The following is a 20,443-nucleotide window of genomic DNA, read 5'->3' as shown; positions in this document are numbered from 1 at the left end:
ATAAAAATAAAATTAAAGGAGGTGAAAACCGTTATAGGTTTACTAAAATTAAAAAATACTACTAGTAAATCCTACGTAACGGTAATAAATGTATAATTTAAAGAATAACAGATTATTATTTGTATTTATTTTAATAATAGGTTTTATATTGAATTTTTTTAAATTTTCATTGTTACCAGGTATAAATTTTATATTTGGCAGTATTGTTACACTAATTATAATTAGATTATATGGAATTGTAGGTGGAGTTGTTACTTCTGTAGTTATAAATATTTATGCGCATTTTTATAGTTTTTATTTTATTACTGTTTACATATTTGAAGCAGTTGTTGTAGGTTTGATTTGTAAATATAGAAAAGAAAATATAGTTTTATTAGATAGTTTTTATTGGTTGTTTATAGGTATGCCTTATATGTATATATTGTGTAAGTTATTGGGTTTTAGTTCGACGTTATCACTTTCGATTATGTTTAAATTTTGTGTCAATGGAATTGTCAATTCTATAATTGCTAATATAGTAATTACATATTTGCATATTAAAAATTTAAATAAAAATAAATTTTATTTTGAAGAAATAATTTTTAATTTATTTGTAGGTGGGACAGCTTTTTCATCTTTAATTATTAGTATATCAAATGGATATAATAATATGTATGATTTATTGAGAGATTTAATTATAATTTTAATTTTTGTTTTATTATCTTTTGTATTTTCTAATATATTAGTAAAAATTGTAGTAAGTCCTATTTATAGGTTATCTAAGATTACTTTAAATTTACCTAAAAAAATTTTTTATCAAAGGTCAGTTCGCTGGCCAAATAGTATAATTATAGAGTTAAATTCTTTTATTAATAATTTAAGACAAGTTAATAGTGTATTGAATGAAAATTTTAAACAACTTCAAGATGAAAATAAAAGATTAAAATACTTAGTATATAAAGATGCCTTGACAGAACTTCCTAATAGAACTATGTTTCAAGATAAACTTAATATAGAGTTAAATAAGGCTAAACGATATAAAGAAAAATTAGCTGTGATGTTTATTGATTTAGATGGATTTAAACGTATTAATGATACATTAGGGCATAGTACAGGAGATCAATTATTAAAAGAATTTTCTCAGAGGTTATTAAATAGTGTAGAAGAAAAAGATATAGTATCTAGACTTGGTGGAGATGAATTTACAATATTATTACCTAAAATTAATAGTGAAAAAGATATTATATCTGTAGCTGATAAAATTATACAGTCAATGAAAAAGCCTTGTATATTAAATGGGCAGGAGTTTAGGATAGCTAGTAGTATTGGAATTTCAATTTTTCCTCAAAATGGTCAAACTGTTGATATTTTACTTAAAAATGCAGATATAGCTATGTATAGAGCAAAACAAAAAGGCAAAAATAATTATCAATTTTATACACCTGATATGAATTTTACTACTTTTGAAAATTTAGTATTAGAAAATAAGTTATATAATGCTTTAGAAAAAAATGAGCTTGAATTGTATTATCAACCACAAGTTGATTTAAATACTGGTCAGATAATAGGGATGGAAGCGCTTATTAGATGGGTTAATCCAGAACTTGGTTTTATTTCTCCGGCAAAGTTTATTCCTATAGCTGAGGAAACGGGATTGATTATACCAATAGGGGAATGGACATTAAGATCTGCTTGTAAGCAAAATAAATTATGGCAGGATATGGGGTTTAATCCTATGAGAGTAGCTGTTAATATTTCTGCATATCAGTTTCAGCAAGAAGATTTTGTAGAAAAGGTGCGACAAATATTAAATGAAACAGGATTAGATCCAAAGTGGTTAGAAATAGAAATAACAGAAAGTATTGCTATTAAAAATGTAGATTTTACTGTAAGAACTCTTAGGAAATTTAAGGATATGGGTATAAAAGTTTCTATAGATGATTTTGGAACAGGGTTTTCTTCTTTAGCATATTTGAAAAATTTTAAGATTGATGCACTCAAGATAGACTATTCTTTTGTTAAGGATATAGGGATTAATAGTGAAAATGAGTCGATAATAAAGGCGATAATAATGCTTGCTAAAAATTTAAAATTAAATGTAATTGCGGAAGGTGTAGAAACAAAAGAACAACTTAAATTTTTAAAACATCAAGAATGTAATGAATCTCAAGGATATTTATTTAGTAAGCCGGTTCCGTCTAGAGAATTTGAAAAATTATTAATACGAAATAATGTTTTTAGTATAGCATAAAAAAAGAGACCTCTTTAAAGAGGTCTCTTTTTTATGCTAAAGGGGGAGTGGGAAAATAATATTGTTTTGCGACAATGAGTATTTTATCATTATAAAGAAAAAAAATCAATAACAAAAAAATATTTTTTGTAGAAAAAACAACTAAAATGTCGATGTATATTTTAAAAAAAGTTGACAAAAATAAGAAAAAAGGAGGTATTAAAAATATGAAAAAGAAGAAAATTATTACTGAAAATGATATAATGAAATATGAAATAGCTAAAGAACTGGGGCTTATGGACAAGATAAAAGAATCAGGATGGGCAGGATTAACTGCAAAAGAGGCAGGTAGAATAGGAGGCTTGCTTACTGCTAGAAAAAAAAATAAGAAAAAATAGGAGAATTAAATATGCAGTACAAAAATTTTGCATTTATATATGATAAGTTAATGGATGATGTAGATTATAATATGTGGGTTAATTACATAGAAGATATAATAAAAAAAGAAAATGTTATTGTAAAAAATATTTTAGAACTTGCTTGTGGAACTGGAAATTTAACTATACCATTAGCGCAAAAGGAGTATGATATTGTAGGAATTGATATATCTGAGGAAATGCTTGATATAGCAAGGAAAAAATCATTGGAGCAAGGTATTGATATTGTGTTTTTAAATCAAGATATGAGGGAATTAGATTTTGAAGTTTATAATCTAGATTGTGTTCTTTGTGCTTGTGATGGATTTAATTATATTTTAGAAGAAGATGATCTTAAAAATGTATTTAAAAGTATTTATAGTTTATTAAAAAATAATGGAATTTTTATATTCGATATAAGTTCATATTTTAAAATATCTAATATACTTTCTGGTAATACTTTTGGAGAAAATAGAGAAGATATAGCATATATTTGGCAAAACTATTTTGATGAAGAAGAAAATATAGTGGAGATGGATTTAGCTTTTTTCATACGAAATGGAGAGTATTTTGAGAGATTTGAAGAAATACATTATCAAAGAGCTTATAAAAATGAAGAAATATTGGATTTTTTAAAAAATGCTGGATTTGAAGATGTTAAAGTATATAAAGATTTTACTTTTTATGAAGCTGATGAAGAATCTCAAAGAGTATTTTTTGTTTGTAAAAAATAGAGTGTTATAATTGACAGAAAGTCGATTACACACTCGTGACTTTAGTCGTGAGTTAAGTCGACAAAGTTAAATACATATGCTATAATAAGTATAAAAAACCATAGGAACTATGGGGTTAGCTTGGTGAATTTCTTATCAATAGATGATATACTTCTTCCCTGATAAGCGTCAGGGATTTTTTTGATGTTTAAAATAAAAAGGAGGATTTTGAATGAATGATTATGTAATAAGAGCGAGTGCTGGAAATCATAGTATTAGAGCTTTTGTTGCTTTTACAACTAATATGGTACAAAAGGCTAGGCAATTGCATAATACAACTCCTGTGGCAAGTGCTGCACTTGGAAGAACTCTTACTGCTTCGTCTATAATGGGACTTATGATGAAAAATAAAGATGATAAACTTACTGTTAGGATAAAAGGAAATGGACCTATTGGAAATATTGTTGTAGTTTCAAATTCAAAAGGTATAGTGAAGGGTTATGTATCAAATCCACATGTAGATGTTCCTTTAAAACATAATGGGAAATTAGATGTTGGAAGAGCTGTAGGTAAAGATGGAAATATAACTGTTATAAGAGATTTAGGATTAAAAAAACCATATATAGGTTCTTATCCATTAGTAAACGGAGAGATAGCAGAAGATTTTACAGCTTATTTTGCATATTCAGAACAACAACCATCTGCTGTTGCTTTGGGAGTTTTAGTTGATAGAGATTATTCGATTAAGTCGGCAGGTGGATTTATAATTCAGCTCTTACCAGATGCTAGTGAGGATAGTATATCTACTTTAGAAAAAAATTTAGCTAGTATTCCTCCTGTATCGAAACTTATAGATGAAGGAAAAAAACCAGAAGATATTTTAGGTTTGATATTAAATGGTCTTGATTATGAAATATTGGATAAATATGATGTAGGTTTTGAGTGTGATTGTAATAAGGGGAGATTAGAAAAAGCATTAATAAGTATTGGAAAAAAAGATTTAATGGAGATTTTAGAGGAAGATAAAAGAGCTGAATTAGTATGTCATTTTTGTAATAAAAAGTATGAATTTAGTGAAGAAGACTTAAAAAAAATTATAGAAGCTATGTAATCAAAAGAATCTTTCGTATTCTTTGTGTGAGAATATGAAAGATTCTTTTAAAATTTTTGAAAAAATTATATAATATAAAGTGAGATGTAAATAAAATGCTTAGGGGGTATATTATGAAAAAAAATGTGGGATTTGGAACAAAAGCTATACATGCAGGTCATAAAAAAGATCCTGTTTCAGGAGCTTTAGCTACTCCAATATATCAAACTTCTACTTTTGTTTTTGATAGTGCAGAGCAGGGAGGTAGAAGATTTGCTTTAGAGGAACCAGGTTATATTTATTCTAGACTTGGAAATCCAACATTAACTCAGTTGGAAGAAAAGGTAGCTATATTAGAAGGTGCTGATGCTTGTATGGCTACGGCTTCTGGAATAGGAGCTATATCTTCAGCTTTTTGGACAACTTTAAAGGCGGGAGATCATGTTGTAGCAGATGAAACTTTATATGGATGCACATTTGCACTTTTAAATCATGGACTTACTAGATTTGGGGTTGAAGTTACATTTGTGGATTGTTCAAATCCTGAAAATGTAAAAAAAGCAATGAAAGATAATACTAAAGTGGTTTACATAGAAACTCCAGCTAATCCAACTTTGAAAATTGTAGATATTGAAAAAATAGCAGCTATTGCACATGAGAAGGAAGGCTGTATATTGATAGTCGATAATACATTTTCTACTCCTTGTATTCAAAAACCTATTGAGCTTGGAGCTGATGTAGTAGTTCATTCAGCTACTAAGTATTTAAATGGCCATGGCGATGTTATTGCTGGATTTGTAGTGGGAAGTGAAGAATTTATAAAAAATGTTAGATTATTTGGAGTAAAAGATATGACAGGAGCAGTTCTTAGTCCATTTGATGCGTATTTAATAATAAGGGGAATGAAAACACTAGAGGTTAGGATGCAAAGACATTGTGAAAATGCTATGAAAGTAGCAAAGTTTTTAAAAGAACACAAAGCAGTAGAAAATGTGTATTATCCAGGACTTGAAAATCATCCACAATACGAAATTGCAAAAAAACAAATGAAAATGCCTGGAGCAATGATTGCTTTTGAAGTAAAAGGTGGAGTTGAAGGAGGAAAAAAACTTCTTAATAGTTTGAATTTATGTGCATTAGCAGTAAGCTTAGGAGATTGTGAAACATTAATACAACATCCGGCTTCAATGACACATTCTCCGTATACAAGAGAAGAAAGACTTGAAGCTGGAATAAGTGATGGGCTTGTAAGAATTTCTGTGGGACTTGAAAATGCAGAAGATATAATAGATGATTTAGAACAAGGGCTTAATAAGCTTTTATAGTAAAAAGAGCAGATATCTGCTCTTTTTTATTATGGACGAATAAACATTTGAGTCCAGTATTTTGTTCCGTTGCTTTTTATAGCGAGACCTACACCTATTTGTGTATAATTTGGTGATAATATATTTTTTCTATGACCAGGTGAATTCATCCAAGAATTCATTACTTCTTGAGCGGTTCTTTGACCGTAAGCTATATTTTCGCCAGCGTATGAAAATTTAATTCCAAAGTTTCTCATCATTTCAAATGGACTTTTATAAGTTGGAGATATGTGGGAAAAATAATTTTTATCAATCATGTCTTGAGATTTATATCTAGCAACTCTTGATAATTCCCAGTTATGTGAAAGTAATGGCAGTCCTCGTTTAGATCTTTCAATATTTACAAGTCTTATTACTTCTTGCTCTATAGATTTTATATCATTTATTTCGGGTATAGTAATTTTATCTCCTGGATATATAAGAGATGGATTTTTTATATGTGGATTTGCATTTATTATTTCGGATAATCCTATTTGATATTTTACTGCTATTTTCCACATGCTATCTCCGCGAATTACTGTATAAACTGTGTCAGCATAAGAAATATTTACCCCAAAAATAAAAAATAATGTAGTTAAACTTAAAATAAAAATTCTCATCATTAATGGCCTCCTAATTAAATGTGAAAATAATAAATTTAAATTTAGTATGTGAAAAAAGTAGAGTTATATTAAAAAAATATGTAAAAAAAGTTTGGATTTATAGGAATATATAGTTAAAATAAATAGTTGTTAAATAATATAAAAATTGGGAATGGTGAAGGGAATTCAATTAATTTTTTGATATAATTGATATATGAATATATTTTTATTGCAAAGGGTGGATTCCTAATGAAATTAAATTTAGGTTTAGAATTAAATCAATCTCAAAAGTTGATATTGACAAAACAGTTGAAGCAGTCTTTAGACATATTGAATATGAGTATGTACGAATTAGAAGAAATTATAAACAAGGAAAATGAAGAAAACCCTATTATTGAAGTTGAAAAAAAAGAAAATTTAGATTGGGAAAAATATATTGAATATATAAGAGATACAAAATATCAGGAAATAAATTATTCACAAAACAAAGAGCAAAATTATAATATAGAAAATATTATTAAATACAATATTTCTATATATGAACATTTAAAAAATCAGATAAATTATTATAATATAGACAAAAAAAGTAAAGAAATAGTTGAGTATATAATAGATTGTTTAGATGAAAATGGATATTTCAAAGGAGATATTTGTGAAATATCCAAAAAATTTGGGATAAGTGATGAAAATGTATTGAAGAACTTAAAAATAGTTCAAAGTTTGGAGCCTTCTGGAGTTGGTGCTAGAAGTGTTAAAGAGTGTCTTTTAATTCAAATAAAAGAAAAACAAATAAAATCTGATGTTATAGAGAATATAATAAAGGAGGATTTAAATTTAATAGCTAATAAAAAATATAAAGATATATGTAAAAAATATAAAATAACTCCGGAAAAATGTAGAAAAATATTAGAGATTATAAAAACACTTGAACCAAAACCGGGAAGAAAATATTCTTTTTTTGAAAATAATTACATAATACCAGATGTTATAGTAGAAAAAATAGGAGATAAGTATGAAGTATATTTAAATGATACAAATATACCTAATATAAAAATAAATAAATTTTATCAAGAAATATTGAAAAATTCTCAAAAAGATGATGAAGCTAAAGAATATATAAAAGAAAAATTAAACTCTGCTATTAATTTGATTAAAAATATAGAAAGTAGAAAAAATACAATATTGAGAATATCTAAGGAAATAGTAAAACATCAAATGGATTTTTTTGAAAAGGGAAATAAATATCTAAAGCCGTTAATTCTCAAAGATATAGCTATCGATTTAGGTATTCATGAATCTACTGTTAGTAGGGGGATAAATGGAAAATACATGTTAACGCCTTATGGGCTATTTGAATTGAAATATTTTTTCAGTGGAGGTATAGATATAGCTTCAACAAGCATAAAAAACATAATAAAGGAAATAATAAGCTTTGAAGATAAGAAAAAGCCATATAGTGATTCGAAAATATGTTCTTTATTAAAAGAAAAGAATATCAATATATCTAGAAGAACTGTAGCTAAATATAGAGAAGAATTGGGGATACCGTCATCTACAAAGAGGAAAAAAATTTGTTAAAATAAAAAATCTAATAATATTACAAAAAAATATTGAAAAATATGTAATAGTAGTATAAAATTAAATCAAGAGGTGGGACTAAAATATAGTCGAGGGACATTTGATGTCCCAAATTAAAAATGATTTTATAGGGACAAAAAATTATGAAAAAATTAATACAAATTCAAAAGAAGATAATTCCAGAAATATTGGAAATTATGGAAAGAAGATATTTAATATTGAAGCAAATATCTTTAAATGAGCCTATAGGAAGAAGGGCACTTTCTAATAAACTGGAATTAAGTGAGAGGATTATAAGATCTGAGGTTGAATTTTTAAAAAGTCAAGATCTTATAAATGTACATACTTCAGGAATGAGTATAAGTAAAAGTGGAACATACGTATTGGATAATTTAAAAGAATTTATAGATGAGATGATGGGTATATCTCATTTAGAGGAAAGTTTGAAAAAGAAGTTAGGTATAAAGAAGGTAATAATAGTACCAGGAAATGCTGATGAAGATGATACAGTGAGAAAAGATATAGGAAAAGCTACTTGTAAATATATAACTAAGATATTAAAAAATAACTATATAATAGGCGTTACTGGCGGGAATACTATGCATGAATTTGCTAATTGCCTTCAAGGAATTAAAAAATACGAAAATATATTAGTAGTTCCTGCAAGAGGTGGCCTTGGAAAAGAAGTTGAAATTCAATCAAATAATATAGCAGCAGTTATAGGTAAAAAGTTAGGTGGAAATTATAAGCTTTTGCATGTTCCAGATAATATAACAAAGGAAACTTTAGAGAGCTTAATTTTAGAACCTGAGATAAATAAAACTTTAGAATATATACAAAATGTCGATGTTTTAATATTTGGAATAGGAAGAGCAGATGATATGGCTAGAAGAAGAAAAATGCCTAAGTCTGAATTTGACTATATAATGTCAAAAGGAGCTGTAGGAGAAGCTTTTGGATATTATTTTAACAGAAATGGAGAAATAGTACACGAAACTATTACTATAGGTATAAAATTAGAAAATTTTAAGTCAATAAAAAACACTATAGGAATAGTTGGAGGTAGTAGGAAGGCAGAAGCTATACTTGCTATATCAAAGATAAAAAAAGATTTAATTTTAATTACCGATGAAGGAGCTGCTAATAAAATATTTGAGTTAATTTAATTATAAAAATTAAAATAAATTAATTTATTAATAGGAGGAATGAAATATGATAAAAGTTGCTATTAATGGTTTTGGAAGAATTGGTAGATTAGCATTAAGATTAATGCTTGAAAAGTCAGAGTTTGAAGTTGTTGCAATAAACGACTTAACAGACGCTAAAACTTTAGCTCATTTATTTAAATACGACTCAGCACAAGGACGTTTTAATGGAGAAATAGAAGTTAAAGAAGGAGCTTTTGTTGTAAATGGAAAAGAAATAAAAGTAACAGCAGAAGCAAATCCTGAAAATTTACCATGGAAAGAACTTGGAGTAGATGTAGTACTTGAGTGTACAGGATTCTTTACAGATAAAGAAAAAGCAGAAGGACACATAAAAGCTGGAGCTAAAAAAGTTGTTATATCAGCACCAGCAAAAGGAGATTTAAAAACTGTTGTATTTAACGTAAATCATGAAATTTTAGATGGTTCTGAAACAGTTATATCAGGAGCTTCTTGTACAACTAACTGTTTAGCACCAATGGTTAAAGTGTTAAATGATAAATTCGGTTTAACAAAAGGATTTATGACTACTATACATGCTTATACAAATGACCAAAATACATTAGATGCACCTCATAGAAAAGGAGATCTTCGTCGTGCAAGAGCTGCTGCATCTAATATAGTTCCTAACTCAACTGGAGCTGCTAAAGCTATAGGATTAGTTATACCAGAGCTTAAAGGTAAGTTAGATGGAGGAGCTCAAAGAGTTCCAGTAATAACTGGTTCTTTAACAGAACTTGTATGTACATTAGAAAAGAAAGTTACTGTTGAAGAAGTAAATGCTGCTATGAAAGAAGCTTCTAATGAATCATATGGATATACTGAAGAGCCATTAGTATCTTCTGATATAGTAGGAATACAATATGGATCATTATTCGATGCTACTCAAACAAAAGTTATGGAAGTAAATGGAGAGCAATTAGTAAAAGTTGCTTCTTGGTATGACAATGAAATGTCATATACATCTCAATTAATAAGAACTTTAGAATACTTTGTAAATCTTTCAAAATAAATTTATTAAAAAAATAAAGTAAACTAAAAATGGTCCGGGTTTTGTAGTATTATACTACGGGACCGGATCTTTTTTTTTCAAAAATGCACTATGCAGTATGGGCAAATCGGACATACCTGAAAGAAAGGAGTTAAAATTATGTCAATGTTAAACAAAAAAACTATAGAAGATATAGATGTAACTGGTAAAAGAGTATTAGTAAGATGTGATTTTAATGTGCCATTAAAAGATGGTGTTATAACTGATGAAAATAGATTAATAGGAGCTCTTCCTACTATTAAGTACTTAATGGAAAAAGGAGCAAAAGTTATATTGTGTTCTCATCTTGGAAAACCAAAGGGAGAACCAAAACCAGAACTTTCACTTGCTCCAGTTGCTAAAAGACTTTCTGAAATGTTAAATAAAGAAGTTGTATTTGCAGCAGATGATAATGTTGTTGGAGAAAATGCAAAATCTGCAGTTGAAAATATGAAAGATGGAGATGTTGTACTTCTTCAAAACACAAGATATAGAAAAGAAGAAACTAAAAATGAAGAGAGTTTTTCAAAGGAATTAGCTTCTCTTGCTGATATATTTGTAAATGATGCGTTTGGTACAGCTCATAGAGCTCACTGTTCAACTGTTGGAGTTACAAATTTTATAGAAACTAGTGTATGTGGATATTTAATTCAAAAAGAATTAAAATTCTTGGGCGAAGCTGTTGAAAATCCTGAAAGACCATTTGTAGCAATACTTGGTGGAGCTAAAGTTTCAGATAAAATAAATGTTATAAACAATTTACTTGAAAAAGTAGATACATTAATAATCGGTGGAGGAATGGCTTATACATTTTTAAAAGCTCAAGGTTATGAAATAGGAACATCTTTACTTGAAGAAGATAAAATAGAGTATTCTAAAGAAATGATAGAAAAAGCAAAAGCTAAGGGAGTTAAATTATTACTTCCAATAGATCATGTAATTGGAGAAAAATTTGATAAGGATACAACTCCAGTTGTTACAGAAGATGAAAATATTAAAGATGGATTTATGGGACTTGATATTGGACCTAAAACTGCGAAAATGTATGCAGATGTTGTAAAAGAAGCTAAAACTGTAGTTTGGAATGGACCTATGGGAGTATTTGAATTTGAAAACTTTGCAAAAGGAACTTTGGAAGTTGCTAAAGCCATGGCAGAATCTGGCGCTACAACAGTTATAGGTGGAGGAGATAGTGCTGCTGCTGTAAATCAATTAGGTTTTGGAGATAAAATGACTCACATTTCAACTGGTGGTGGAGCATCACTTGAGTTCTTAGAAGGAAAAGAACTTCCAGGAATTGTTGCTTTAAATGATAAATAATTGAAAGGGTGTGAGAGAATGAGAACTCCAATCATTGCTGGGAACTGGAAAATGCACAAAACTATAAAAGAAGCTGTTGATTTTGTAAATGAAGTTAAAGATAAAGTTGCAAATACAGATGTTGAAGCAGTTATATGTGCTCCATTTACGTTACTTAAAGATTTAAAAGAAGTTACTAAGGGAACTAATATTAAAATTGGAGCTCAAAATATGCATTTTGAAGAAAAAGGAGCATTTACTGGGGAAATATCTCCTCTTATGCTTAAAGAAATTGAAGTGGATTATGTTATAATAGGACATTCTGAAAGAAGACAATACTTTAATGAAACAGATGAAACAGTTAATAAAAAAGTTTTAAAAGCTTTAGAATATGGTATAAAACCTATAGTTTGTGTAGGAGAAACTCTTGAAGAAAGAGAAACAGAAAAAACAAAAGATGTAGTAAAATATCAAGTGGAAAAAGCTTTAGAAAATGTAGACAAAGATAGAGTAAAAGACATAGTAATTGCATATGAGCCAATATGGGCTATAGGAACTGGAAAAACAGCTAGCAGTAAAGATGCAAATGATGTTATATCTTATATAAGAGAAGTTGTTGCATCTGTTTGTGGAGAAGAAGTTTCAGAAGAGGTTAGAATACAATACGGTGGAAGCGTTAAGCCAAATAATGTAGAAGAAATAATGAATGAAAGTGATATAGACGGAGCTTTAGTTGGGGGAGCAAGTTTAAATCCTTCAGATTATATAGAGCTTGTTAATTTCTAAGGAGTTGATATAAACATGAAAAAGCCTGTAGCTTTAATCATACTAGATGGCTGGGGAATTAATAACTCAGAATTCGGAAATGCTATAAAAACAGCAAAAACTCCAAATTTTGATAAATATATAAATACTTATCCAAATACAACTATAAAAGCAAGTGGATTAGATGTAGGGTTACCGCAAGGACAAATGGGTAATTCAGAAGTAGGACACTTGAATATAGGAGCAGGAAGAATAGTTTATCAAGAACTTACTAGAATAACTAAAGCAATAGAAGATGAAAGTTTTTTCAAAAATGAAGAACTTTTAAGAGCTATAAAAAATGTTAAAGAGAACAATAAAAGTCTTCATATAATGGGACTTTTATCAGATGGAGGAGTTCACTCTCACATAGATCATCTTAAAGGACTTTTGGAATTAGCTAAGAGAGAAAATTTAGAAAAAGTGTATGTTCATGCATTTTTAGATGGAAGAGATACAGATCCTAAAAGTGCATTGACTTATATAGATGAGATAGAAAAATACATGAAAGAAAATAATGTAGGTAAAATTGCTACTGTATCTGGTAGATATTATTCAATGGATAGAGATAAGAGATGGGAAAGAACTCAGCTTGCTTATGATGCACTTGTTTTAGGAAAAGGTGAAAATGCAAACAGTGCAAGAGAAGCTGTTGAAAAATCATATAAAAATGATAAAACTGATGAATTTGTTTTACCTACAGTTATATTAGAAGATGGAAATCCAGTAGCTAAAATAGAAGATAATGACTCTGTAATATTCTTTAACTTTAGACCAGATAGAGCTAGACAAATAACTAGAGCAATAGTAGATAAAGAATTTAATGGATTTGAAAGAAATTATGTAAATACTACTTTTGTGTGTATGACTCAATATGATATAACAATAAAAGATGCTTATGTTGCATTTAAACCTCAAAAGTTAAAAAATACATTAGGAGAGTATTTAAGTGGAAAAGGTATAAAACAACTTAGAATTGCAGAAACTGAAAAATATGCTCATGTTACATTCTTCTTCAATGGAGGAGTAGAAGATCCTAATGAAGGAGAAGATAGAGTATTAGTACCATCTCCTAAAGTTGCAACATATGATTTAAAACCAGAAATGTCAGCTCATGAAGTTACAGAGAAACTTTTAGACAAATTAAATGAAGATAAATACGATTTTATAGTGTTAAATTTTGCAAATCCTGATATGGTAGGACATACAGGTGTGTTTGATGCTGCAGTTAAAGCAGTTGAAACTGTAGATGAGTGTTTAGGAAAAGTTGTTGATAAGATAGTTGAATTAGGTGGTTGTGCAATAATTACAGCTGATCATGGAAATGCAGAAGAAATGCGAGATAAAGAAAATAAACCTATAACAGCTCATTCTACAAATGTAGTTCCTTGTATAGTTATAACTAATGAAGATGTGAAATTAAGAGAAGATGGTAGACTTTGTGATTTAGCTCCAACTGTATTAGAGCTTATGAAAATAGAAAAACCTGAAGAAATGACAGGAAATAGTCTTATAGTTAAGTAATTTAATTTTAAGTAAAATATATATAAATATAATAAAGAGAGGAGAAATGAAAATGAGTTTTATTCAAGATGTATACGCTAGAGAAATATTAGATTCAAGAGGTAATCCAACAGTAGAGGTAGAAGTAGTACTTGAAAGTGGAGCGATGGGAAGAGCTGCAGTTCCATCAGGAGCTTCAACAGGAGCTTTTGAAGCAGTGGAATTAAGAGATGGAGATAAAGAAAGATTTTTAGGAAAAGGTGTAACTAAAGCAGTTGAAAATGTAAATACTATAATAGCTCCAGAACTTGAAGGAATGAATGTATTTGATCAAGTTACAATAGATAAAACTTTAATAGAACTTGATGGAACAGATAATAAAGGAAAATTAGGAGCTAATGCTATTCTTGGGGTTTCTATGGCTGTAGCTAAAGCTGCTGCTGAGGAATTAGGATTACCATTATTCCAATACATTGGTGGAGTAAATGCAAAACAACTTCCAGTTCCTATGATGAACATATTAAATGGTGGAGCACATGCTGATAATAACGTAGATATTCAAGAATTTATGATAATGCCTGTTGGAGCTTGTTGTTTTAAAGAAGCTTTAAGAATGGGAGCAGAAATATTCCACAATTTAAAGAAAGTATTAAGCTCTAAAGGACTTAATACTGCAGTAGGTGATGAAGGTGGATTTGCTCCAAACTTAGGATCAAATAAAGAAGCTTTAGAAGTAATAGTAGAAGCTATAAAATCTGCTGGATATGAACCAGGAAAAGATGTAAAATTAGCACTTGATGTAGCTGCTACAGAATTATACGATAAAGAAAAGAAAGTTTACGTTTTAGCTGGAGAAGGAAAAGAATTAACTTCAGCTCAAATGGTAGATTTCTACGCTAATTTAGTAGATGAGTTCCCAATTATATCTATAGAAGATGGATTAGATGAAGAAGATTGGGAAGGATGGAAATTACTTACTGAAAAATTAGGTAAAAAAATCCAATTAGTTGGAGACGATTTATTCGTTACAAATACTGAGAGATTAAGAAAAGGTATAGAAAATAAAACTGCTAATGCTATACTTATAAAACTTAACCAAATAGGTACAATAACTGAAACTTTAGATGCTATAGAAATGGCTAAAAGAGCTGGATATACTGCAGTTATTTCTCATAGATCAGGAGAAACAGAAGATGCTACAATAGCTGATTTAGCTGTTGCAGTAAATGCTGGACAAATAAAAACTGGAGCTCCATCAAGAACTGATAGAGTTGCTAAATACAATCAATTAATAAGAATTGAAGAAATGATTGGAGATGTTTCAGAGTACTTAGGATTAAATACTTTTTATAATTTAAGATAGTGCTTGAGAATAGGGAGAATGATATATCTCCCTATTTTTGATTTTACTGTTGATAGGGTAATGTTTATGTGTTACACTATCTATATTAATTTAGTTTTGTATTAAGGGGGTGTAGATGTGAAAGCTTTTTTAATGGTAGTACAGCTTATAACTAGTATAGTTTTAATTGTCAGTGTATTACTTCAATCAGGGAAAAGTGCAGGTCTTTCAGGGAGTATAGCTGGAGGAGCTGAACAGGTTATAGGAGTTAAAGCTAGAGGATTAGATGCTTTATTTTCAAAAATTACTTCTATTTCTGCTTTTTTATTTATTGTAGTAGCTTTATCGTTAGTTGCAATACAATAATTTTATTAATCCCATTCAAATGGGATTTTTTTTTAATCTCATTATTTAGGAAAAATATGGTATTTGTGAAATTGATGTAATAATTTATATAAAAAAATATAAATTAATTATGTAAAAAACATAAAAAATGGAAAATATATATTTATAAAAAATATATATAGTAGGAGGTAAAAGATGGTACCAGGAATGAAAGAGACTTTATTGAAATTTATGAAAGAAAAAGCATATAATCCATTGACTAGAGAAGAACTTGCAGCTATATTTGATATACATCCATCAGAGAGAGCTATGTTTTATAATTTTTTAGATGAACTTGAAGAAGATGGATATATATATAAAACTAAAAAGAAAAAGTATGGACTTCCTAGTAAAATGAATTTATTTGTCGGAAGACTTGTAACACATCAAAGAGGATATGGTTTTATAGTGTCAAATGAAGAAGGAATAGAGGATTTGTTTATACCTGCAAATGCAATGAATGGAGCTATGCACAATGATAAAGTAATAGCGAGAGTTATGGAGAAATCCACAGAAAGTAGGCGTGCTGAAGGTGAAATAATAAAAATAGTAGAAAGATCAATTAAAACATTAGTAGGAACTTATGAATCGAGTAAAAATTTTGGATTTGTTGTTCCTGATAATAAAAGACTTATAAATGATGTATATATACCTAAGGTAGAATCGATGAATGCAGGCCATGGCGATAAAGTAGTATGTGAAATTACTCAGTGGCCAAAAAAAGGTAGAAATCCAGAAGGAAGAATTATAGAAATATTAGGGAAAAAAGGAGAAAAGGGAATAGATATTTTATCTATAATTAAACAACATGACCTTCCAGAAGAATTTCCTGATGAAGTTTTAGCTGAAGCAGAAAGAATAAGTGAAGATATACCTAAAGAAGAAATAGAAAGAAGAGTAGATTTAAGAGACATGACAATAATTACTATAGATGGAGCAGATGCAAAAGATTTAGATGATGCTGTATCAGTTGAAATTCTTTCAAATGGAAATTATAGATTAGGGGTACATATTGCCGATGTATCTCATTATGTAAAAGAAGGATCGAAGTTAGATAAAGAAGCTTTAAAGAGAGGAACATCTGTATATTTAATAGATAGAGTTATTCCAATGCTTCCTAAAAAACTATCTAATGGAGTATGTAGTTTAAATCCTAATGTGGATAGATTGACACTTTCTATATTTATGGAAATAGATGAAAAAGGAAAAGTGTTAAAACATGAAATTGTAGAATCTATTATACATTCGAAAGCTAGAATGGTATATACAGATGTATCTGATATACTTGAAAATAACGATGAAGAACTTATTAAGAAATACAATCATTTAGTAGATGATTTTAGAAATATGGAGAAGTTGGCTAGAATACTTATGAAAAAAAGAGAAAGTAGAGGAGCTATAGATTTTGATTTTCCAGAAGCTAAGATATTACTTGACGAAAAAGGGAAAGTAGTAGATGTTAAAAAGTATGAAAGAAGAATAGCTAATAGAATAATAGAGGAATTTATGCTTGTAAGTAATGAAACCATAGCAGAACATTTTTTCTGGCTTAATATACCTTTTGTTTATAGAATACATGAAACTCCAAGTGCAGAAAAAATAGAACAGTTTAATAAATTTATAGCTTCTTTTGGATATCATATAAAAGGAGATATTGAAGAAGTTCATCCGAAGGCGTTACAAATGGTACTTCATGAGGTACAAGGAAAGAAAGAAGAATTAGTTGTAAGTACACTGATGTTGAGATCATTAAAACAAGCTAGGTATTCTCCAGAATGTAGTGGACATTTTGGGCTTGCAGCAAAATATTATTCTCATTTTACATCTCCTATAAGAAGATATCCAGATCTTCAAATACACAGAATAATAAAAGAGGCATTAAATGGAAAGTTAAGTGAAAATAGAATAAGCGCTTTAAAAAGTATTGTAGCATATTCTTCTGAACAATCTTCATTGAGAGAAAGAGCTGCTGATGATGCGCAAAGAGAAGTTGAAGATCTTAAAAAAGCAGAATATATGGCAGGTAAAATTGGAGAAGAATTTGAAGGTGTAATATCTAGTGTAACTTCTTTTGGAATATTTGTAGAATTAGACAACACAATAGAGGGGCTTATTAGATTGTCTAATTTAGATGATGATTATTATATATTTGATTCTGATAATTATATTTTAATAGGGGAACATACTAAAAAAACATATAGAATAGGAGACACTTTAAAAGTGAAAGTTTCTAAGGTGAATATTGATTTTAAAGAAATTGAGTTTTCTATAGTTTAATATTTTTCCCTCATAGATAATTGAATCTATGAGGGAAAAATACTTGACATTTAAAAATTATTATGCTATTATTATTTCTACAATAATGAAAAACAATTGAAGTTTTAAGCTATAAGAGGGTGAACATATGGCGGAAGGAAAAAAAGTTTTAGCAACAAATAGAAAAGCAAGACACAATTATTTCATAGAAGAAGTTTATGAAGCAGGGATAGAACTTAAAGGGACAGAAGTTAAGTCTATAAGAGCAGGAAGAATAAATTTAGCTGATGGGTATGCTTCTGTGGAAAATAATGAAGTTTTTTTAAAGCAAGTTCATATAAGTCCCTATGAACAAGGTAATATATTTAATGTAGACCCTCTTAGAGTGAGAAAGTTGTTGCTTCATAAGCATGAAATTAGAAAATTAATAGGGGCAATAACTCAAAAGGGATATTCATTAATACCTCTTAGTGTTTATTTAAAGAGAGGAAAAGTGAAAGTTGAAATAGCTCTTGCAAAAGGGAAAAAACTTTACGATAAGCGTCAAGATATTGCTAAAAGAGATGCAAAAAGACGTATTCAAAGAGAACTTGCAGGAAGGTATTAAAATTTAATATATAACTTGGGGGCGTAAAGGTTTCGACGGGGGTTTGGAACTTAAAGTAGCGAGCCGTGTTTCTCTGGGTCACGTAAAAAACTGGGGATTAAATATAAACGCAAACGATAATTACGCTTTAGCAGCTTAATAACCGCTGCTCGTCCTATCTAGTTTGCCCACGAGCTAGAATAGGGCGTCGACCAAGTGGGGAACTATCTTTAGGGTGCCTTGACTAAAGATGGAATAATTAAGGCTGGCCAAGCTCAAAGCCTGCTGTTAGGCGTTGAGTGAGGCGAGATTTCAATATAGCAGCTACGCTCGTAGAAGCTTTAAGGAAAGAGCTCTCGGACAGGGGTTCGACTCCCCTCGCCTCCACCAATACATAGAATATAAAGACCAGCATATATGCTGGTCTTTATTAAGGTTTAGTTTTACATGTCCAATTGATGTTGCGGTATGGAATTTTAAAAGGATAATCTACAATAACTTCGATAGATGATTCTTGGAAGGATACTCTTAAAAAAGGTATTAGGTAAGGGTCTTTATTTAAAGCTGAAGCAAATGTTGTCAAGCAGTTTTGATTGTTATCTCCAATTAAAATTATTCCTTTGTTTATTAAAGTATTATTTATCCATGCTTCCAATATATCTGTTATATTTACTTCTATATATATATTATTTGTAAATGGTAAAAAATCGTATTTAAATTGTGTATTTATTCTAGGGTGATTTTTGTAAGTTGTAAAAGTGCTGAAGTAATCTGATAATGGATATATGGAAAATACTTTGGTATTACAGTTGAAAAAGTCTTTAACTTTAAATAAGATGATTTCAGCTGAATTAATTACGATATTGCTGGGGATAGGAGAAATATCAAAAAAAAGGTAGCTGTAATAATAATATTTTCCGTCATTACCGACATTGATAAATTCATTGTTTATATTTTCATTTGGAATTTTATTTGATATAGTTAAACTTTTACTAGCTGGTATAATGATGTTTCTCATTTAACATCACCTCTGTTTTATAGTATATGTATATGATAAAATATATTTGAATTTTGGAAAAAGATTTGAAGCGATAAGCTTCAAATCTTTTTGGGTTTATTCAGTATAAGAAACATAAAGAGTTACATTTTCATTTGTTAAAGTGCCAGTAAAGTCAGATGAAATAGGAATGTTAGGAAGCACTATATTATTTACACTTAAATCTTTGTCTTCAGTTGCTGTTTTTAAGTCTTCTTTAAAAGTTTCTCCGTAATAAGTTGTACCATCAGCGTTTATAGCTGCAATAAAATAGTAAACGTATCCTTTATCTAAAATACCGGAGTTAAGAGTTACTACAGCTTGGTTATCAGCAGAAGTAGTCACAGTTGCTGTAAGTTGTTGAAAAGCCATATATTTACCTCCTTTAAATAATATTAGGGACTTGTATCCCTAGTACATAGTATTAAATATTATATAATTCAGTTACTATATCTTAAAAGATGTATGTATATGGTTTAATTTTTTAGATATTATTTATAAAAATGGGGGATGATTATGAAAATAACTACTAAAAGTATAGTAAAAATAGGTTTAATTGCTGCTGTTTATGCTGCTATTACTATCAGTATAGCTCCAATTAGTTATGGATTAATTCAGTTTAGGGTATCAGAGGTTATGACGCTTCTTGCGTTTGTAGATCCTATTTATATACCTGGTTTGGTTTTAGGGTGTGTAATATCAAATATGTTTAGTTCTTTGGGAATAATAGATATTGTAGTAGGAAGTACAGCTACATTTATAAGTGTATATATGATAAGTAAAAGTAAAAATTTATTTATAGCTAGTATTTGGCCAACTGTAATAAATGGTTTATTTATAGGAGCAGAAATACATTTTGTACTTAATCAACCATTTTTGATTTCGAGTTTATATGTAGCCATGGGGGAATTTTGTGTTGTAACGTTAATTGGATATCCTTTATTTAAATTTATTTTAAATAAAAAATTTATAGTAAAAATTTTAAAAGTTTAACAGTTACAATATATTAAATGATTTCGATTTGGTAAAAATCTTGCTTTAAAAAAA

The 20,443-nt window shown here is 28.9% G+C and carries 19 protein-coding genes and 1 other RNA gene; 17 read left to right on the top strand and 3 right to left on the bottom strand.

Going from position 1 to position 20,443, the window contains the following annotated elements; all coding sequences use genetic code 11:
• Nucleotides 1-148 precede the first annotated feature (148 nt).
• From BUA19_RS02470 to megL, 5 genes are all read left to right on the top strand, one after another.
• The gene (locus BUA19_RS02470; RefSeq protein ID WP_178137429.1) at nucleotides 149-2,230 is read left to right on the top strand and encodes a putative bifunctional diguanylate cyclase/phosphodiesterase; all 2,082 of its coding nucleotides are present in this window, start codon (nucleotides 149-151) and stop codon (nucleotides 2,228-2,230) included.
• Nucleotides 2,231-2,436: 206 nt separating this feature from the next.
• Complete coding sequence (locus BUA19_RS02465) at nucleotides 2,437-2,607, top strand: small, acid-soluble spore protein, alpha/beta type (RefSeq protein ID WP_242939226.1); 171 nt, start codon at nucleotides 2,437-2,439, stop codon at nucleotides 2,605-2,607.
• Between the two features lie 11 nt (nucleotides 2,608-2,618).
• On the top strand, nucleotides 2,619-3,359 hold the full coding sequence (locus BUA19_RS02460; protein WP_072723300.1) for a class I SAM-dependent DNA methyltransferase: 741 nt from the start codon (nucleotides 2,619-2,621) through the stop codon (nucleotides 3,357-3,359).
• Nucleotides 3,360-3,570: 211 nt separating this feature from the next.
• Nucleotides 3,571-4,449: an Hsp33 family molecular chaperone HslO gene (hslO, locus tag BUA19_RS02455; protein WP_072723299.1), complete on the top strand. Its 879-nt coding sequence runs from the start codon at nucleotides 3,571-3,573 to the stop codon at nucleotides 4,447-4,449.
• 113 nt (nucleotides 4,450-4,562) lie between these two features.
• Nucleotides 4,563-5,753, top strand: coding sequence for a methionine gamma-lyase (gene megL / locus BUA19_RS02450; RefSeq protein WP_072723298.1), 1,191 nt, complete (start codon nucleotides 4,563-4,565; stop codon nucleotides 5,751-5,753).
• Nucleotides 5,754-5,782: 29 nt separating this feature from the next.
• Here the strand turns inward: megL and safA are convergent, their stop codons facing one another.
• Nucleotides 5,783-6,394, bottom strand: coding sequence for a SafA/ExsA family spore coat assembly protein (gene safA / locus BUA19_RS02445; protein ID WP_330388980.1), 612 nt, complete (start codon nucleotides 6,392-6,394; stop codon nucleotides 5,783-5,785).
• 228 nt (nucleotides 6,395-6,622) lie between these two features.
• On the opposite strand from safA, the gene rpoN reads away from it, so the two are divergent.
• The 11 genes from rpoN (at nucleotide 6,623) to ssrA (ending at nucleotide 18,750) form a co-directional block, all read left to right on the top strand.
• A complete protein-coding gene (gene rpoN / locus BUA19_RS02440) occupies nucleotides 6,623-7,951 on the top strand; it encodes an RNA polymerase factor sigma-54 (protein WP_072723297.1) in 1,329 nt (442 codons plus the stop codon).
• A 143-nt stretch (nucleotides 7,952-8,094) separates the two neighbouring features.
• Nucleotides 8,095-9,117 carry a sugar-binding transcriptional regulator gene (locus BUA19_RS02435; protein ID WP_072723296.1) on the top strand — a complete coding sequence of 341 codons (1,023 nt, stop codon included), beginning with the start codon at nucleotides 8,095-8,097 and terminating at the stop codon, nucleotides 9,115-9,117.
• 46 nt (nucleotides 9,118-9,163) lie between these two features.
• Entirely contained in the window at nucleotides 9,164-10,168 is a 1,005-nt protein-coding gene (gene gap / locus BUA19_RS02430) for a type I glyceraldehyde-3-phosphate dehydrogenase (protein ID WP_072723295.1), read from the top strand.
• A gap of 138 nt (nucleotides 10,169-10,306) precedes the next feature.
• Complete coding sequence (locus BUA19_RS02425) at nucleotides 10,307-11,506, top strand: phosphoglycerate kinase (protein WP_178137428.1); 1,200 nt, start codon at nucleotides 10,307-10,309, stop codon at nucleotides 11,504-11,506.
• An 18-nt stretch (nucleotides 11,507-11,524) separates the two neighbouring features.
• On the top strand, nucleotides 11,525-12,271 hold the full coding sequence (gene tpiA, locus BUA19_RS02420) for a triose-phosphate isomerase (RefSeq protein WP_072723294.1): 747 nt from the start codon (nucleotides 11,525-11,527) through the stop codon (nucleotides 12,269-12,271).
• Nucleotides 12,272-12,286: 15 nt separating this feature from the next.
• Entirely contained in the window at nucleotides 12,287-13,813 is a 1,527-nt protein-coding gene (gene gpmI / locus BUA19_RS02415) for a 2,3-bisphosphoglycerate-independent phosphoglycerate mutase (protein WP_072723293.1), read from the top strand.
• A gap of 52 nt (nucleotides 13,814-13,865) precedes the next feature.
• Entirely contained in the window at nucleotides 13,866-15,155 is a 1,290-nt protein-coding gene (gene eno / locus BUA19_RS02410) for a phosphopyruvate hydratase (RefSeq protein WP_072723292.1), read from the top strand.
• 117 nt (nucleotides 15,156-15,272) lie between these two features.
• Nucleotides 15,273-15,500 carry a preprotein translocase subunit SecG gene (secG, locus tag BUA19_RS02405; RefSeq protein WP_072723291.1) on the top strand — a complete coding sequence of 76 codons (228 nt, stop codon included), beginning with the start codon at nucleotides 15,273-15,275 and terminating at the stop codon, nucleotides 15,498-15,500.
• 174 nt (nucleotides 15,501-15,674) lie between these two features.
• Nucleotides 15,675-17,795, top strand: a complete 2,121-nt coding sequence (gene rnr, locus BUA19_RS02400) for a ribonuclease R (protein WP_072723290.1) — start codon at nucleotides 15,675-15,677, stop codon at nucleotides 17,793-17,795.
• Between the two features lie 127 nt (nucleotides 17,796-17,922).
• Nucleotides 17,923-18,381: an SsrA-binding protein SmpB gene (gene smpB, locus BUA19_RS02395; protein ID WP_072723289.1), complete on the top strand. Its 459-nt coding sequence runs from the start codon at nucleotides 17,923-17,925 to the stop codon at nucleotides 18,379-18,381.
• 17 nt (nucleotides 18,382-18,398) lie between these two features.
• Nucleotides 18,399-18,750, top strand: a transfer-messenger RNA (tmRNA) gene (gene ssrA, locus BUA19_RS02390).
• Between the two features lie 40 nt (nucleotides 18,751-18,790).
• On the opposite strand, the gene BUA19_RS02385 is transcribed toward ssrA, so the two are convergent.
• Together BUA19_RS02385 and BUA19_RS02380 are read right to left on the bottom strand one after the other, a co-directional pair.
• Nucleotides 18,791-19,378: a DNRLRE domain-containing protein gene (locus BUA19_RS02385; protein WP_072723288.1), complete on the bottom strand. Its 588-nt coding sequence runs from the start codon at nucleotides 19,376-19,378 to the stop codon at nucleotides 18,791-18,793.
• A 96-nt stretch (nucleotides 19,379-19,474) separates the two neighbouring features.
• Complete coding sequence (locus BUA19_RS02380; RefSeq protein WP_072723287.1) at nucleotides 19,475-19,768, bottom strand: hypothetical protein; 294 nt, start codon at nucleotides 19,766-19,768, stop codon at nucleotides 19,475-19,477.
• Between the two features lie 144 nt (nucleotides 19,769-19,912).
• Here BUA19_RS02380 and BUA19_RS02375 point away from each other — a divergent pair, with 144 nt between their 5' ends.
• Nucleotides 19,913-20,389 carry a QueT transporter family protein gene (locus tag BUA19_RS02375; protein ID WP_072723286.1) on the top strand — a complete coding sequence of 159 codons (477 nt, stop codon included), beginning with the start codon at nucleotides 19,913-19,915 and terminating at the stop codon, nucleotides 20,387-20,389.
• The last annotated feature ends 54 nt before the right edge of the window (nucleotides 20,390-20,443 follow it).

This window comes from Tepidibacter thalassicus DSM 15285, assembly GCF_900129915.1.
In the GTDB taxonomy this organism is placed as follows: domain Bacteria; phylum Bacillota; class Clostridia; order Peptostreptococcales; family Peptostreptococcaceae; genus Tepidibacter; species Tepidibacter thalassicus.
This window is presented reverse-complemented; position numbering and strand designations above follow the sequence as displayed.